Source organism: Devosia sp. Root635 (assembly GCF_001427605.1).
Taxonomy (GTDB): domain Bacteria; phylum Pseudomonadota; class Alphaproteobacteria; order Rhizobiales; family Devosiaceae; genus Devosia.
Genome location: NZ_LMGZ01000019.1, coordinates 148,481 through 164,281 on the forward strand (window position 1 = coordinate 148,481; position 15,801 = coordinate 164,281).

The window sequence follows — 15,801 nt, forward strand, 5'->3', positions numbered from 1 at the left end:
GGGCACCGGGTGCCGCGGGGTTGGTTTGTTCCGGTAGCCTGGCTGGAGACTAGAACTCGTTCCAGTCCGGCGCCACCGCGGCATTGCCATGGGTGGTGAGGTTGGCGGAGGCAGCATGCAGGCGCTGCTGCAGGTCGCGCGCACCGCCGGCAGGCGCTGCCCGTTCGGCCCGCGCCTTGCCCGTCTCCTGCTGGGCGATGCGGAACACATCGACGATGCGGTCGAGTTCGGTGGCCTGCGCCTCGGTCTGCTCGATGGCCGCATTGGTCTCTTCCACCAAAGCCGCATTGTGCTGGGTCATCTCGTCCATGGTACGGACGGCGGTGGTGACCTCCTCGATGGCCGAAGCCTGCTCGCGGCTGTCATTGGCGATGGATTCCAGCAGCCCGTTATTGCCGCGCGCCGCATCCAGCATTGCCTTGAGCTTGCCCGCCGCGTCGCCCACCAGCTTGGAGCCGGAATTGACTTCCCCGGCCGACTGCTCGATCAGCACCTTGACCTCGCTCGAGGCCTGCGCTGCTGACTGTGCCAGGCGCCGCACTTCCACCGCCACCACGGCAAAACCCTTGCCGGCATCGCCGGCTCGTGCCGCTTCCACCGACGCATTGAGGGCCAGCAGGTTGGTCTGGAAGGCGATGTCGTCGATCATGCCGATGATGTTGGAAATCTTGGCCGAGGATTGCGTGATGCGCTCCATGGCCGACGTCGCCGCGTCCATCACCTGCCCGCCCTCTTCGGCAGTGCGGGTCACCTGCGCCGCGTTGACGCTGGCGTCCTTGGCCCGCTCGGCATTCTTGAGCACCGTCGTTGCCAGCTGCTCCATGGCCGCCGAGGTTTCCTCGATGGTCGCCGCCTGCTTGGTGGTGCGTTCGGAAAGATCGTTGGCGCCCGAGAGGATTTCCCCCGTCGCGGTCTTCAGCGACCCCGAGGTGTGGCGCAACTGGCCGACCACTTCGGTCAGCTTGTCGGCCACTGCATTGATGTCGGATTTGAGCGTGGCGAAGGCGCCTTCATAGTCGCCCTCCATTCGCTCGGTGAGATCGGTATTGGCCATCGCCCCCAGCACATGGCCGATCTCGGTCACGCCGCGATTGAAGGTCGACACCAGGTTGTTGACGCCGGCCGCCAGCCCATTGAGTTCGGGATCGGGGAATTCCACCGCCACCTGCCGCGTGAAGTCGCCGACCACCGCCGCATCGACCACTTCGCCGAAAGCCGACTGCAGCTCGCTCATCATCTTCTGCCGGTTTTCCTGGTCGGCGATGATGCGCGCGGCTTCCGCCTCGGTCATCTGGCTGACGCGCAGCCCGTTCTGGCGGAATACTTCCACGGCACGGGCCATGGCGCCCACTTCATTACCCTGCTGAGTATAGGGCACTTCGGTTTCGTAATTGCCCTCGGCAATGGCTTCCATCGAGCCGGCCAGCTTGGGAATCGGCTTGGTGATCAAGCGCGACAGCAGCAGCCCGACAAGGCCCAGCCCCACGGTCACCAGGCCCCCCACCATCAGGATCAGCCCCAGCACGCCATTGGCCGAAGCCTCGACATTGGCCATGGGCGTCCCCACGAAAATGGCGCCCATCACTTCGCCGCTCATCTTCTCGATCGGCTGCAAAGCTGCGAAATAGCTGATGCCGTTGATCGGCAACCGGCCGATGAAGGGCTCGCCGGCCATCACCGCTTCATAGGCGGGACTGGTGGCGTCGAGCGCCAGGTCCGCGATCCGCGTCCCATCCGGAGCGGCGATGCTGGTGGTCTTGCCCGCCAGGATCTGCGTCGCGGCGTCGTACACGTAGATGCTGGCATCCTGCTTGGTGACGCGCGTCACCGAATCGATGATTTCAGTATCGTAGAACGGCGGCACGGCCCAGCTCTGGAACGCATCCATCGTGCCTTCTTCGGTCCAGTTCAGCACCGAACCAGAAATGCGCCGTTCCAGGATCGTCGCGGCAACCGCCAGGTTGGTCTGCTGCTGCTGCTTGCTGTCGGTGATCGACTGGGCATGCAGGTTCATATAGATCGCACCCGACACCGCGGCGATGGATCCGATAATGGCGATCAGGACCAGCGCCGCGATCGCCGTGGTCATCTTGATATTGCCGAAGACGGCAAAGAGCTTGCGCATAGATTTGTTCCCCCGACGGTCCGGACGCGGCGAGACTATCGCGCGTGCTTTGCGGACTTACTGATGGGGAAAATTACGGGATAGCCGTTAATCGAAAGTTGTTCAAACCGGCCCGGTATCGTTTCCGGGAACAATTTAGTCGTTTCGAACGCCGATTTTCTCCAAAAAACGGACAATCGGGGCGCGACTGCCAACGCGACCGTGAGGATGGCGTCCCTTTCCGCGTGCCATCCCGGCCTCGATGACTGTCGTTTGCGAGGCCGGGACAGCTCGGGGAACTGCTAGAAGCCGCTGGCGAGGGCCACATTGCCATAGCCGGCCGGAGCCGCAGGGCGCCCCGGTCGCGATGCCGGCATGTCGCGCCGCTGCAGGTTGAACACATCGACGATGCGGTCCAGCTCGACGGCCTGGGCCTCTGTCTGCTCGATGGCGGCGTTGATCTCCTCCACCAAAGCCGCATTGTGCTGGGTCATCTCGTCCATCTGCCGCACGGCGACACCCACTTCCTCGATGGCCGAGGCCTGCTCGCGGCTGTCGCGGGCAATGCCGTTCATCAGCTCGTTGGACGAGCGCGCCGCCGCTAGCATGGTCTCGAGGCGGACCGCCGCATCGTGGACCAGGCCCGAACCATGACGCACCTCATTGGCGCTCTGTTCGATGAGCGCCTTGATGTCGGCCGAGGCATTCGCCGCCGATTGCGCCAGGCGCCGCACTTCCACCGCCACCACGGCAAAGCCCTTGCCGGCATCACCGGCCCGCGCCGCTTCGACCGAGGCATTGAGCGCCAGCAGGTTGGTCTGGAAAGCGATGTCGTCGATCAGCCCGATAATGTTGGAAATCTTGCCCGAGGACTGGGTAATGCGCTCCATCGCCTCGGTGGCCTGCCCCATCACCTTGCCGCCATCCTCGGCCGCATCGCTGACGGTGCCCGCGACCGTGCTGGCCTGTCCCGCCCGCTCGGCATTCTGCAGCACGGTCGAAGCAAGCTGCTCCATCGTCGCCGACGTCTCTTCGATGGTCGCGGCCTGCCGCGTGGTGCGCTCACTGAGATCGTTGGCGCCGGACAGGATTTCGCCCGTCGCCGTCTTGAGCGTGCCCGAGGTTTCGCGCAATTGGCCGACCACTTCGGTCAGCTTGTCGGCCACGGCATTGACGTCCGACTTGAGCGTGGCGAAGGCGCCGTCATAGTCGCCCTCCATCCGCCGGGTCAGGTCGGTATTGGCCAGCGCGCCCAGCACCGAGCCGATCTCGACCACGCCGCGATTGAAACTGGATACCAGCGCATTGACGCTGCCCGCCAGCCCGTTGAGTTCGCGATCGGGAAATTCCGTCGTCACCTGCCCGCTGAAATCGCCCGCCACGGCAGCATCGACCACCTGCCCGAAGGCATTCTGCAGTTCGCTCATCATCACTTGGCGATTGTCGCGATCGGCAATGATGCGGGCCGCTTCCGCCTCGGTCATCTCGCTGACACGCAGGCCATTGGCGCGGAACACTTCCACCGCCCTGGCCATGGCGCCCAGTTCGTTGCCCCGCTCCACATAGGGCACTTCCATACTGTAGTCGCCCTCGGCGATTGCCTGCATCGCGCCGGCAATATGGGGGATCGGCCGCGTCAGGCGGCGCGACACGAAAAGCCCCAGCCCGCCCATCACCGCCAGCAGCACCAGCCCCATGAGCGCCGTCCGTGGCAGGGACTCATTGGCCGCAGCCTCAGCGATCTGCGCGTCGGTGCCCACAAAGAAGGCGCCAAGCGGGTTGTTCTTGAGATCGGTGAAAGGCTGGAAGGCACCGTTGAACCGAATGCCCTGCATCGTGATTTCCCCCGAATAGGGCTGTCCGGCACTGAGCGCGACATGCTCGGGCGAAGCCGGATCGATGGAAAAGCCGATGGCTCTTTTCTCGTCGGGCAGCACGAAGCTGGTCGATTTCGCCACGAACTCGCCAGTGGCCGGGTCGAGGCCGAAGATCGCAGCATGGCCATGGGTGATATGCGTCACCGAATCCACCGCCGCGCTGTCGTGGAAGAAAGGCAGTGAAAATGCCTGGAAGGCGGCGATCTGACCGTCCTCGGCCCAGGTCAGCACCGAGCCGGACAGGCGTTTTTCAAGGATCGTCCCGGCCACCTGCAGGTTGGCCTGCTGCTGAGCAATGCTCTGGTTGACCGACTGCCGGCGCAGATCGACATAGCCGCTGACCGAATAGGCGACGATGGTGACCGCGATACTGGTCAGGACCAGCCCGGAAATCGCCGTCGTCAGCTTGACGTTGCTCCACAATCCCGCCATTCCGCCATCCCCCATCGCGGCCCGAACTTGTATGGAAGACCATACGGCGCGAGTGTTAATGGGCGGTTGCGGTGCCGCGCCAATAAAAAAGGCGCCCGCGGGGGCGCCTTTTTCTGTTCCCGGCCCGCTCCGGTCAGAACTCGTTCCAGTCCTTGTCGACCGCGGCATTGCCGTGACTGAGATAGGATTTGGCCACCGTCTTGAGCTTGTCCTGCAAGCCGCGCGCGCCATCGACGAAGGTCCTGGCGGGCGCGGCGCGCACCGGCTCGGGAGCCGTCTGGCGCTGTGCCGGCGCCGTGTCGTTGGTGGCGAAGATATCGACGATCCTGTCGAGCTCGGTCGCCTGCGCCTCGGTCTGCTCGATGGCGGCATTGATCTCTTCGACCAGCGCCGCATTGTGCTGGGTCATCTCATCCATGGTGCGAACGGCGGTATTGACCTCCTCGATGGCCCCGGCCTGTTCGCGGCTGTCCTTGGCGATGCCGCTCATCAATTCGTTCGAGGAGCGCGCCGCGGCCACCATGGCTTCGAGCTTGCTGGCAGCGTCGAGCACCAGCTTGGAGCCGCCCTTGACCTCGCCGGCCGACTGCTCGATCAGCACCTTGACCTCGCTCGACGCATTGGCCGCCGACTGCGCCAGCCGCCGCACTTCCACGGCCACCACGGCAAAGCCCTTGCCGGCGTCGCCGGCCCGCGCCGCTTCGACCGAGGCGTTGAGCGCCAGCAGGTTGGTCTGGAAGGCGATATCGTCGATCAGCCCGATAATGTTGGAAATCTTGCCCGAAGACTGGGTGATGCGTTCCATGGCCTCGGTCGCCTGGTGCATCACCTGCCCGCCTTCCTCGGCGGTCTGGGTCACCGTCGAGGCGACGCCGCTGGCTTCCTTGGCGCGCTCGGCATTCTGCAGCACGGTCGAAGCGAGCTGCTCCATGGCCGCCGAGGTTTCCTCGATGGTGGCTGCCTGCTTGGTGGTCCGTTCGGAAAGATCGTTGGCGCCGCTGAGGATTTCCCCCGTCGCGGTCTTCAGCGTCCGCGACGTGTCCTTGAGCTGGCCGACAATGTCGGTGAGCTTTTCGGCCACCGCATTGGTATCGGCCTTGAGCTTGGCGAAGGCGCCCTGATAGTCGCCTTCCATGCGGCGCGTCAGGTCGGTATCGGCCAGCGAGGCCAGCACCGAGCCGGTTTCACCCACGCCGCGATCGACCGTCGTCACCAGGTTATTGACCGAGCGCGCCAGTGTATTGAGTTCGTCATCGGGGAATTCGGCATCGACGCGCTTGGTGAAATCGCCGGCAATGGCGGCATCGACCACCGCGCCGAAGGCCCGCTGCAAATCCTGCATCATGGCGGCGCGCTCGGCCTGGCTGCGGATGATCTGGGCGGCTTCCGCCTCGGTCATCTGCGCCACCTTGAGCCCGTTCTCGCGGAACACTTCCACCGCCCGCGCCATGGCCCCCAACTCGTCCTTGCCATCGGCGCCGCGCACCTCGACATCGAGGTCGCCATCGGCCAGCGCGTCCATGGTGCTGGTGAGCCGGCTGATCGGGCGGCTGATGGAGCGCGAGAAGAAATAGCCCACCAGCGCGGCGAGGGCGAGCAGCGCCCCACCCACCAGCAGGATCATGTTGCGCATATTGTTGACCGGCGCATAGACCTCGTCCTGCGGCTGCACGGCCGCCACGGCCCAGGTGACGGCGCCGACGCTGACCGGCCCGGCCCGCACCACCATGGGCGCGTTGCGATAGTCGGTGCTGGCGCCTTCGCCATTCTCGCCGGCAAAGGCGCGCGTTATCACGTCCGAGGTCAGGGTGGTCTGCAGCACGTCGGGCGCCTCGGTGCGCGGCGACTCGGTGCGCAGCAGCCCATCGGCGCCCACCACCACCACTTCGCCGGTCTCACCCAGGCCCGATAATGCCGACACGCGGGCGCTGAGCGCCTCGGTTGAAATGGCCAGCACCATGATGCCGGTCCTTTCTTCCTTTTCAAACACCGGCATGGCCATGAAGCTCTCGGCCGTGCCGGTCGGCGCATAGGCCGTGTAGTCGACGAATGCCGCCTGGCCGTCGGCCAGGTCCTTGGCGGCCGCGAAGGCCTGGCCCAGTCCCGTGGCGGCCATGGCCGGATCGGTGACCACATTGGCGGCGAAATCGGTGTTCTTGGCCACCGAATAGACCACGTCGCCGGCAGCGCTGACCAGCAGCACGTCCGAATAATCGCGTTCCTGCATCAGTGTGCGGAAACCGGGATGGTAGCGCTTGTGCGGCGCGTCATAGGTCGCGCCCTTTGCACCGACGCTGTCGACCGCGGCACGGTCCTCGGGATTGGGGCTTTCGGTGCCATAGGCCGCCTGCAATTGCGGTGCGGCGCGCTCCTTGAGACCCATGCGCAGCTCGTCGAGCGCGCGCGTCAGGTTCTTCATGGCCGTCACGGTATCGGAGCGCTGCACGAAGAGCCGCAGGTCGACCTCGGCGCTCGAATAATAGTCGCTGACCAGCGAGACTGCCGTGTTGAGCGATGCCTGCATCGACTGGTTGCGCTGGTTCTGCACGGTCCCCAGACCGATCAGATAGCTGGAAAGCCCCACGCCCGCGCCCACGAGCAGGGCCGAGCCGACCAGCACCAGCGGCAATTTCTGGGCAATCTTCAACTGCGGAAACAATTTCATTGGTCCTGATGCTCCTCACCGATCGTCGCGCCTGCCTTGATGGGAGCCCTGCTGGCTCCGGCAGCGACAATCGCCCCCGACGTGAATCGAATTTCTGCAAACGATATATCCGGGGGATTAACCGCTCCTTACGGACATTCACGGTGCCTCCGCTTTCCGTCGCATCTGCCACGAAATGCGCATCACAAAGCAGAACACCTCCCGACCGGGTCGGGAGGTGTTCAAAAATCCGGAATGATCGGCCGTCTGCCCGATCAGCTCAGCGCGCCGATCACCGCCTCGATGCGCTTCTTCATGGTCGAGGCATCGAACGGCTTGATGATGTAGTTGTTGACGCCGAAGGAAATGGCTTCCTTGACCTGCTCCTTGTCCGAACGCCCGGTCGCCATGATGAACGGCATCGCCTGGGTGCGCGGGTGCTTGCGGATGACCTTGAGCAGGGTCAGCCCGTCGATATCTTCCATGTTCCAGTCGGAAATGATCAGGTCGACATTGGACTTTTCCAGCTTGCCGAGCGCATCGCGTCCGCTTTTGGCCTCGATGATATCCTTGAAGCCGAGCTGGGTGAGGATGTATTTACAGATACCGCGCATGGACTGCTGGTCGTCGACGATGAGTACGCTGACTGCGCTGGCTTTAGGCATGGTCGTATTTCACCTTCTGGCGAGTGGGGCCCGCGGACCCCGTTCTTCGCTGAAACCCTAGGCAAGAAGCGTTACAAATCTCTCAACCTGTCGCGTGGCATTGCGACGGAGGCCCGTCACGCTGCCGATTTCAGCCGCACCAGGGCATTGGCGAGTCGCGCGGCGATCGCTTCGACCGGCGCCTGCTCCATTACCGCGCCTTCCTCGAACGCCACCCGCGGCATGCCATAGACCAGCGCCGAAGCCTGGCTTTGGCCCACCGTATAGGCGCCGGCATCGCGCATCATCTTGAGCCCGCGCGCGCCATCCCGACCCATGCCGGTGAGGATCGCCCCGACCGCCAGGGGACCGACCGTCTTGGCCACCGATTCAAACAGCACGTCGACGCTGGGGCGATGCCCGCTCTCCAGCTCGTCATGGCTGAGCCGCGCCTTGAGCTGGCCCGAGCTGCGTTCCACGCGCAGATGATAGTCGCCCCGCGCTACATAGGCATGGCCCGCCAGCAGCGGCATGCGGTCTTCCGCCTCCACCACCTTGAGATCGCAGACCTCGTCGAGTCGCGCCGCAAAGCGGCTGGTAAAGCCCGGCGGCATATGCTGGGCGATCACGATCGGCGGACAATCCACCGGCATGCTGGCCAGCACCGCGCGAATGGCCTCGACGCCGCCGGTGGAAGCGCCAATGGCAATGAGGGCGCCGGCCGGCGCGGCGGCAGTCTTGACCGCGACCTTGGGCGCTTCGGCCCGGCCGGTCGAGCGGCCATGCACATCGGATTTGGCCGCGGCGCGGATCTTGTCGCGCAGGTTGGCGCCGAAGGCCTCGATGCCGCCTTCCGCCTCGGCGCTCGGCTTGGCCACGAAATCGACCGCACCCAGTTCCAGCGCCAGCAGCGTCTCGCTGGCCCCCTTCTTGGTCAACGTCGACACCATCACCACCGGCGTCGGCCGCAAGCGCATCAGCTTGTCGAGAAATTGCAGCCCGTTCATGTTGGGCATTTCGATATCGAGCGTCACCACATCGGGGTTGAGCTGCTTGATCTTCTCGCGCGCGTCGATCGGATCGGTGGCCGTGGCCACGACATTGATATCGCCATCGCGCGTCAGCATGCGCGTCAGCACTTCGCGGATCAGCGCCGAATCGTCGACGACCAGGACCTTGATGCTCATGCCGCTTCTCGTTTGTTCAGTTTCTGCTTGGATTGGTAGATGGTCTTGCCGACCAGGCGGAATCCGTCGCCGCCCGAGCCCAGATTTTCCGAATGGCCGATATAGAGGAAGGCCTCCGGCGCCAGCAGCTTGCCGAGGCGGCCGAACACTTCCCCCTGGGTGGGCTTGTCGAAATAGATCGCCACATTGCGGCAGAAGATGGCGTCGAAGGGGCCTTTCATCGGCCAGGTCGGCCCAATGAGATTGAGCGGCTTGAACGAAACGAGCTCGCGCACCGCCGCCGGAATGCGGATCGTGCCGTCGCCGACCTTTTCCAACTGCCTGGCACGCTCGGCGCTGAGCCCATTCAGTTCATTCTCGGGATAGACACCACGCGCCGCCTTGGCGATGACCGCGGTGTCGATGTCGGTCGCCAGAATCTTGAAGTCCCAGCGCCTGAGTTCGGGAAACGCCGCCAGCAGGTCCATGCCAACAGTATAGGGCTCCTGCCCCGTGGAGCAGCCGGCCGACCAGATGCGCAGGCGGCTGCCACGTGGTTTTTCGGCAACCAGCGCGCCGACATGGGAGCGCAGGTGTTCAAAGTGGTGGTCTTCGCGATAGAACCGGGTGAGGTTGGTGGTCAGCGCATTGACAAAGTCCTGCCCGTCCTGGGCCGAACCGCCGCGCTCGAGATAATCCACGTAGGCGTCGAAGCCCGGCAGGCCGAGGGCCCGCACGATCTTGCTGAGCCGCGAAATCACCAGTGTTCTCTTGGCATCGCTCAACGAAATACCGGCGACCTGATAGACCCGGTTCTTGATCCGCGAAAACTCGCGGTCGCTGAGGGAGATTTCTCCCTGTTCCATGCGGCATACCCCAATTGCCTACCGGTCCGCGAATGCGGGGTTTTAGGCGCGCGCCCGTCGCGCAGGAGGTGCCAAACCGGGCTCCGCCATCTCGCCGAACGACGCCATCCGCCCGGTGAGGCGCTTCAGCGCCGCGTCACCCTCGTCCAGTGTCGTGACGATCGTATCGGTTTCATTGCTTAGATTGCGTAAATGCGCATCGAGGCCCGCAATCATTTTTTGCAGGCCCTGCGCCTCGTTGACGCCGGTCTCCGATTGCGCCCGGCCGCGCTTGACCACGCCGCGAATATCGCGGGCCGAGCGGCTGGTCAGTTGCGCCAGTTGGCGCACTTCGTCGGCGACCACGGCAAAGCCCGCCCCCTTCTCGCCCGCGCGCGCCGCTTCGACCGCGGCATTGAGCGCCAGCAGGTTGGTGCGGAACGAGACATCCTCGATGGCCTGTACCATCTGGTCGATTTCCTGGGTCATCCGGTCGATCTCGCCCACCAGCGCCTGGTTGCGCCGCACCGCCAGGTCGGCTTCACCCAGCAACGCCTGCGCCTCGCGTCCGATGGCGAGCGCCTGCCGCAGCCGACCGCCGCCATCGGCCAGTGCCCGGCTGGTGGCGCCGGCATCGTCGCGGCTTTCCTGGGTCAAGGAGCCATAGCGGGCCACCCGCTGCTCGAACCCGTCGAGCAGCCGGCCGACCGCCGCCAGCCGCTCCTCGAGCCCTGCCCGCAGCCCACGTTCCTCGTCGAGCTGTTCGACCATGGCCGCGATGAAGTCATGCAGCCGCGTCGCCAGCGCGCCCAGCGGCCCTTCGAGCGCATCGGGCAATTCGCTGCCGCCGGCCGCCACATCCTCGAGCCTCAGCAACCCCGCATCGAGGGCCGCGAGGCCGTCATTGAGTGCAGCCAGCGCCGGGTGGACCGCTGCGGCCCTGGCTTCGAAGCGGAACCCGGTCTGCCCGCTTGCCAACGCCCCGGCAAAAGCATCGAGATCGTCGTCCTCGATATAGAGGCCGGCCGGCACCAGTTCGAGCAGGTAGCGGCCCGAGGCGATTGGTCGGCGCCTGACGGTGAACCGCCGCCCACCGGCGGTAATCATGGTTTCCTCGGGCGCCCCGCCGCCGGTATCGAGATAGCCCGGCCCGAACAGGGCGTCGAGCGTCGCCCCCTCCCTGGCGCCCTTGACCAATGCGGTCGCGCCGGCGCTGGCGGCCAGGATCACGCCGTCATCGTCAACGACCAGAGCGGGTTGCTGCATGGCAGTGATGGCGCTCTTGCAGTGATGAGCCCGTTCCAGGCGCCTTCCCAGCCGCGCGACGATATCGGCGATAGTCAGCGCCTCGTCCGGCCGGTCGCCGAGCCCGGCCGCCAACGCTATCGAGGCCAGGTTGTTGCGGTCCCGCCGATCGAGACTGGTGGCGATGAACAGCGTTGCGGCCAGCGCCGCGAGCACCAGCCCGGCCACGCTCCCTTGCCCGGCCGGGCTGGTGCCAAGCGTGGCGGTGAGGACCCCGGACAACGCCATGGTGCCCAGCCACAATGCAGCGATGATCAGCGCTAGGCGCAGATTGGGCATGGCGCGCCTGATCCGCAAATCAACAGGGAGTCCAACATGGCCGGACTCTACGTCGGCAATGGTTAATCAAATCTATAAAGACCTGTCGGCGCGTAAGACTTTGATAAGCCTGATTGCGACAATCTGAAGATTTGTCCTGTTTCGGCACGCCCAGTGCGATTTGCGAAGAGGCCCGAGCATGGACCTGCCTAAAATGGTGGTGAGCGAGAACCGGAGCGCAGGGAGCCGCCAACGGCAGGCGGCCCCGGCTCAAGCCTCAAAGCGAATCTAGAAGAGTTCGATATCGTCGACCGGCGCCGGCAGCACGATGCGGCGCTTGGCGATCGCGGCTTCTTCGCGCGCCACATTGTCACCCACATCGCTGTCGAGACGCTTGACGAAGGCACGCCCGGAATGCGGCTTGAACAGCACACGACGGGCATAGGTACCACCCAGATCTTCGCTGATGGCGACATAGCCTTCATCGAGCAGGAATTGCCGCACGAAGTCGATATTCTTGCGGCCGACATCGTCCAGCGCCGAATTGATCTTGCCGCCGCCGAACACCTTGATTTCGAGATTGGCCTTTTTGCCGGTGCCCTTGGTGAGAACCTTGTTGATGAGCTGTTCCATGGCGAACGCCCCATAGCGGGCGGAGGCGCCGTAGCGGTCCTTGGCAGAGCCCGATTGCTCGGCGAGCAGGAAGTGGTTCATGCCGCCCACATTGGCCACCCGGTCGCGAACGCAGGCCGAGATACAGGAGCCCAGCACGGTGGAATAGGTGAGGTCGGCCGCATCGGAGACATGGCAATCGCCCTGGTGCACGGTCGTAACCACCCCACGATCGAATTCGGGTGGTAGAGAGTTCGGCAATACCATTTGTCGTCTTGCAACCCCAACGCGCCAATGGTTCGGATCGTAGCGGAAAACTCGTTAGCCAATTGCTAACCACGCCGACGGAGGAATACCACACCGCCAAATTCGGCAAGAAGAGCTTTAGAAATACTGCGATAGGGTGGTCTGAACGGGGCTAGGATTCAATCTTTATGTCACTGCAGAAACTCGCGAGAGAACTCGATGAGACGGCGCGCCAGACGGCGTCGATGCTAGAAGGCATCACGGAAGCGCTAGACCTTCTTGCCGACAAGAACCTGAGCAAGGACGCCACCATCAACGAGGCCGTCCAGATGATCGTCACGGCCCTGCAGGGCCAGGATCGCATCGAGCAGCGCTGCCACAACATGGCGCTCGCCGTCCGCCAGTTCGCCTTGCTGCCCTCCAACGCGCCCGACAGCGTCTATGACGAGATTTGGTCGAGCCTGACGCTCGACGAACTGCGCGTCCCCGCCCTCTCAGGCATCGCCGCCCACCAGAGCCACGGCGACGTCGACCTGTTCTAGATCCGCAATATTGGCAGGAATGGACGGGCGCCATGGGGCGCCCTTTTTGCATGGCGCTATCGCGCTGCCATCGGTCGCCGCAGGCCGAAAATGAAAAAGGGCGCCAGCGGCGCCCCTCGATTCATTGACGACAACTAGCGGCCTAACCGTCCATCTTGGCGCCGCTCACCACCGCATGCAGGTCGATCAAGCCGACCATGCGGCTCTCATGGGTCACGATGCCGTTGAGCAGTTCGGTATCGATCGAATTGCCTTCCGGCACATTGTGGATGTCGTCGCGGCTGACCGTGAGAATGTCGCTGACCGCATCGACCAGGATGCCGACCCACTTGTCGCCGACGCTCATCACCACCACGACATGGTTCTTGGTGGGCGAGGTCTGGCCGTCGCCGAAGCGGGCCCGCAGGTCGAAGATCGGGACGATCGTGCCGCGCAGGTTGATCACGCCACGTACGAATTCGCGCGTATTGGGCAGTGGCGTCGCGCCGTTCCAGGCGCGGATTTCGCGGACTGTGGTGATTTCCACGCCATAGGTCTGTTCACCGATCGAGAAGGCGATCAACTGCAGGGAATTCTGGGCGGCAACGGCCGATTTGTCGCCGATGTCGTCACGCAAACCGAGCGCTTCCATTTCGTTGCCTTTCTGCCGCCTGTTCTGGACGGCTACGCTTTTACCAGCGGCCGCTTAAAGCCGCGTTTAAGTCCGGCGGGTTTTACGCCGCATTCTTGTGAACGATCGTGGTCTTCAGCCCCTGCACGTCCACGATCAGCGCGACATTGCCGTCGCCGAGGATCGTGCCACCGGCAATGCCGTCCACGCGTTCGAAATTCTCTTCCAGCGATTTGATCACCACCTGCTGCTGGCCGATGATGTCGTCGACGATGAGCGCCACCTTGGCCGAGCCTTCGGCCTCGCACAGCACCACGAACCGGTTTTCCGGGTCCGTCTCGGTGACCATCTCGAAGCGCTGCGCCAGGTCGATGACCTGCACATATTCACCCCGCACCTGCAGCACCTGGCCGCCTGACGGCACCCGCTCGAAGCTGGCGCGCGAACATTGAATGGTTTCGACGATCGAGGAGAGCGGCACCACATAGGGGCTCTCGCCGACCTTGACCAGCATCACATCGAGCACCGCCAGCGTCAACGGCAGGCGCAGGGTCATGCGCGTGCCCTTGCCGGTCCAGGAGCGGACATGCACCGAGCCGCCGATCTTCTTGATGTTGCTCAGCACCACGTCCATGCCGACGCCGCGGCCGGAAATATCGCTGACTTCGCTGGCCGTCGAAAAGCCGGGCGCGAAGATGAGCTGGTCGATCTGCTCGTCCGTCGGATTGATGTCGGGCGCCACGACACCCTTGTCGCGCGCCACCTGCAGCACGCGCTCGCGATTGATGCCGCCACCATCATCCTCGACGATGATGAGGATATTGCCGCCCGCCTGTTCGGCCGAAAGGCGGATCGTGCCGGTCTCGTTCTTGCCGCGGCCCAGCCGCTTGTCCGGCGTCTCGATACCGTGGTCGGCCGAGTTGCGGATCATGTGGGTCAGCGGATCGCTCAACTGCTCGATGACAGTCTTGTCGATTTCGGTGTTCTCGCCAATGGTTTCGAGCTTGATCTTCTTGCCGGTCTTGGTCGCCAGCTCGCGTACCAGGCGCGGCATTCTGGAGAACACCGACTTCACCGGCTGGGCGCGGATCGCCATCACCGAATCCTGCAGCCCGCGCGTCGTCTGCGCCAGCACTTCGAGGCCGCGCACCAGTTCGGTATAGCGCGCCCGCAACGTCTCATCCATCTGCTGGGTGAGCATGGACTGGGTGATGACCAGCTCGCCCACCATGTTGACCACGCGGTCCACCTTGTCGAGATCGACGCGGATCGACTGTACGCCGACGCTGCGATTGCCACCACTCTCTTCGCCCTCGCTCGGGGCGGCCGGCGGCGCAACGCGCACTGGAGCCGCTGCAACGGCGACCGGCGCGGGCGGCTTGGCAATCGGGCTTGGCTGAATGGTCTCGGCCAGTTCGGCAAAGCTCAGACTCGGCGGCTCTTCGAAACTGTCCTGCACACTGACCGGCGCCGGTTCCGGCTCGGGCGCGAACTGCGGTTCGGGCGCCACATCCTTATCGCCGGAAAAATCGAGCAGGCTGGCCACCTCGTCATCGGCCAGGGCCAGCAAGTCGGCCGGATCGGGCTCATCGCTCATGGTCGGCTTGGCGGCAGCCTTGGGCGGCGCCACAACCGGTTCGGGCGCTGGCGGGATATCGAACCCTACAGCGGCGCTACCGAGCTGGGCCACGGCGATATCGCAATCGCCTTCGACGAATTCAAAGACCTCGCGGATCATCGCTTCAGTGAGCGAGGAGGAGATCATGGTGATCTCCCACGAGCAATAGACCGCGAAGGGCTCGAAATCGCTCAGCGGCGGAATCTCTTCCAGCACCGCGCGGACATGCATCTCGCCCAAAGCCGCCAGTTCGCGGAACAGCAGCAGCGGATCGTTGGCGCGGGCATAGAGTGCCCGGTGCGGTGTGAAGCGCACTTCCCAATGACCCGGCTCGATCTGCATCGGGGCGGAATCGAAGGCATCGTCGACCGGTGCCTCGCCTGCAGCCATTGCAGCCGGAGCCTCGGGCGCGTCAAGATTGACCATGACCGGGGTAAATTCGATGTCGAATTCGTCGAGCGGATCGCCGCCTTCATCGTCGCCGGCAGCGGCATCGCCGCGCGCCAGGGCGTCGAAGCGCTCTTTTTCGTCCATGCCGTAATCGGCCGGCAGGGCCTCGCCGGTTTGGGCGGCCTTGACGTGGTCGGCCACGATGTCGTTGGCGCGGATGCACAGCGTCACCACGTCGTCGCTCATCTCGATACGGCCATCGCGCACATAGTCGAGCAGCGTCTCATAGGCATGGGCAAAGCCCACCAGCGCCGAGAAGCCGAAGGCGCCGGCGCCGCCCTTGATCGAGTGGATGGCGCGGAACACGGCATTGAGCCGGTCCGCATCGCGCTCACCGGCCTCGATCGCCGCGAACTGCTCCTCGAGCTCGGTCAGAAGCTCCGAACATTCGTCGAAATATGTGGCTTTGAAATCGTCGAGATCGCTCATGCGAACACGTCCAACCCTT

Annotated in this window: 11 protein-coding genes; 1 reads left to right on the forward strand and 10 read right to left on the reverse strand. The window is 64.3% G+C overall.

Annotated elements, in window-relative coordinates; translation table 11 throughout:
- Positions 1-49: 49 nt before the first annotated feature.
- The 8 genes from ASD80_RS11975 to ASD80_RS12010 all read right to left on the reverse strand — a co-directional run bounded on the left by ASD80_RS11975 (position 50) and on the right by ASD80_RS12010 (position 12,112).
- Complete coding sequence (locus ASD80_RS11975) at positions 50-2,125, reverse strand: methyl-accepting chemotaxis protein (RefSeq protein ID WP_056233078.1); 2,076 nt, start codon at positions 2,123-2,125, stop codon at positions 50-52.
- Between the two features lie 281 nt (positions 2,126-2,406).
- Entirely contained in the window at positions 2,407-4,413 is a 2,007-nt protein-coding gene (locus ASD80_RS11980; RefSeq protein WP_082555240.1) for a methyl-accepting chemotaxis protein, read from the reverse strand.
- A 133-nt stretch (positions 4,414-4,546) separates the two neighbouring features.
- The gene (locus ASD80_RS19075; RefSeq protein WP_056233082.1) at positions 4,547-7,078 is read right to left on the reverse strand and encodes a methyl-accepting chemotaxis protein; all 2,532 of its coding nucleotides are present in this window, start codon (positions 7,076-7,078) and stop codon (positions 4,547-4,549) included.
- A gap of 254 nt (positions 7,079-7,332) precedes the next feature.
- Complete coding sequence (locus tag ASD80_RS11990) at positions 7,333-7,722, reverse strand: response regulator (RefSeq protein WP_056233086.1); 390 nt, start codon at positions 7,720-7,722, stop codon at positions 7,333-7,335.
- Positions 7,723-7,838: 116 nt separating this feature from the next.
- The gene (locus ASD80_RS11995; protein ID WP_056233088.1) at positions 7,839-8,888 is read right to left on the reverse strand and encodes a protein-glutamate methylesterase/protein-glutamine glutaminase; all 1,050 of its coding nucleotides are present in this window, start codon (positions 8,886-8,888) and stop codon (positions 7,839-7,841) included.
- Positions 8,885-9,733, reverse strand: a complete 849-nt coding sequence (locus ASD80_RS12000; protein WP_056233089.1) for a CheR family methyltransferase — start codon at positions 9,731-9,733, stop codon at positions 8,885-8,887. Before ASD80_RS12000 ends, ASD80_RS11995 begins: the two co-directional genes overlap by 4 nt.
- A gap of 42 nt (positions 9,734-9,775) precedes the next feature.
- Complete coding sequence (locus tag ASD80_RS12005) at positions 9,776-11,296, reverse strand: methyl-accepting chemotaxis protein (protein WP_056233091.1); 1,521 nt, start codon at positions 11,294-11,296, stop codon at positions 9,776-9,778.
- A 267-nt stretch (positions 11,297-11,563) separates the two neighbouring features.
- The gene (locus ASD80_RS12010) at positions 11,564-12,112 is read right to left on the reverse strand and encodes a chemotaxis protein CheD (RefSeq protein WP_056258388.1); all 549 of its coding nucleotides are present in this window, start codon (positions 12,110-12,112) and stop codon (positions 11,564-11,566) included.
- A 209-nt stretch (positions 12,113-12,321) separates the two neighbouring features.
- Here ASD80_RS12010 and ASD80_RS12015 point away from each other — a divergent pair, with 209 nt between their 5' ends.
- A complete protein-coding gene (locus tag ASD80_RS12015; protein WP_056233095.1) occupies positions 12,322-12,675 on the forward strand; it encodes a hypothetical protein in 354 nt (117 codons plus the stop codon).
- Positions 12,676-12,817: 142 nt separating this feature from the next.
- Here the strand turns inward: ASD80_RS12015 and ASD80_RS12020 are convergent, their stop codons facing one another.
- Positions 12,818-13,306 (reverse strand): chemotaxis protein CheW, encoded by a 489-nt coding sequence (locus ASD80_RS12020; protein ID WP_056233097.1) that lies wholly within the window; start codon positions 13,304-13,306, stop codon positions 12,818-12,820.
- Between the two features lie 82 nt (positions 13,307-13,388).
- Entirely contained in the window at positions 13,389-15,782 is a 2,394-nt protein-coding gene (locus ASD80_RS12025) for a chemotaxis protein CheA (protein ID WP_056233099.1), read from the reverse strand.
- Positions 15,783-15,801: the final 19 nt, after the last annotated feature.

Excerpts from the sequence above, each read along its gene's own strand:
- ASD80_RS11975 (WP_056233078.1), bottom strand. The coding sequence starts at position 2,125 with ATGCGCAAGCTCTTTGCCGTCTTCGGCAATATCAAGATGACCACGGCG.
- ASD80_RS11980 (WP_082555240.1), bottom strand. The coding sequence starts at position 4,413 with ATGGCGGGATTGTGGAGCAACGTCAAGCTGACGACGGCGATTTCCGGG.
- ASD80_RS19075 (WP_056233082.1), bottom strand. The coding sequence starts at position 7,078 with ATGAAATTGTTTCCGCAGTTGAAGATTGCCCAGAAATTGCCGCTGGTG.
- ASD80_RS11990 (WP_056233086.1), bottom strand. The coding sequence starts at position 7,722 with ATGCCTAAAGCCAGCGCAGTCAGCGTACTCATCGTCGACGACCAGCAG.
- ASD80_RS11995 (WP_056233088.1), bottom strand. The coding sequence starts at position 8,888 with ATGAGCATCAAGGTCCTGGTCGTCGACGATTCGGCGCTGATCCGCGAA.
- ASD80_RS12000 (WP_056233089.1), bottom strand. The coding sequence starts at position 9,733 with ATGGAACAGGGAGAAATCTCCCTCAGCGACCGCGAGTTTTCGCGGATC.
- ASD80_RS12005 (WP_056233091.1), bottom strand. The coding sequence starts at position 11,296 with ATGCCCAATCTGCGCCTAGCGCTGATCATCGCTGCATTGTGGCTGGGC.
- ASD80_RS12015 (WP_056233095.1), top strand. The coding sequence starts at position 12,322 with ATGTCACTGCAGAAACTCGCGAGAGAACTCGATGAGACGGCGCGCCAG.
- ASD80_RS12020 (WP_056233097.1), bottom strand. The coding sequence starts at position 13,306 with ATGGAAGCGCTCGGTTTGCGTGACGACATCGGCGACAAATCGGCCGTT.
- ASD80_RS12025 (WP_056233099.1), bottom strand. The coding sequence starts at position 15,782 with ATGAGCGATCTCGACGATTTCAAAGCCACATATTTCGACGAATGTTCG.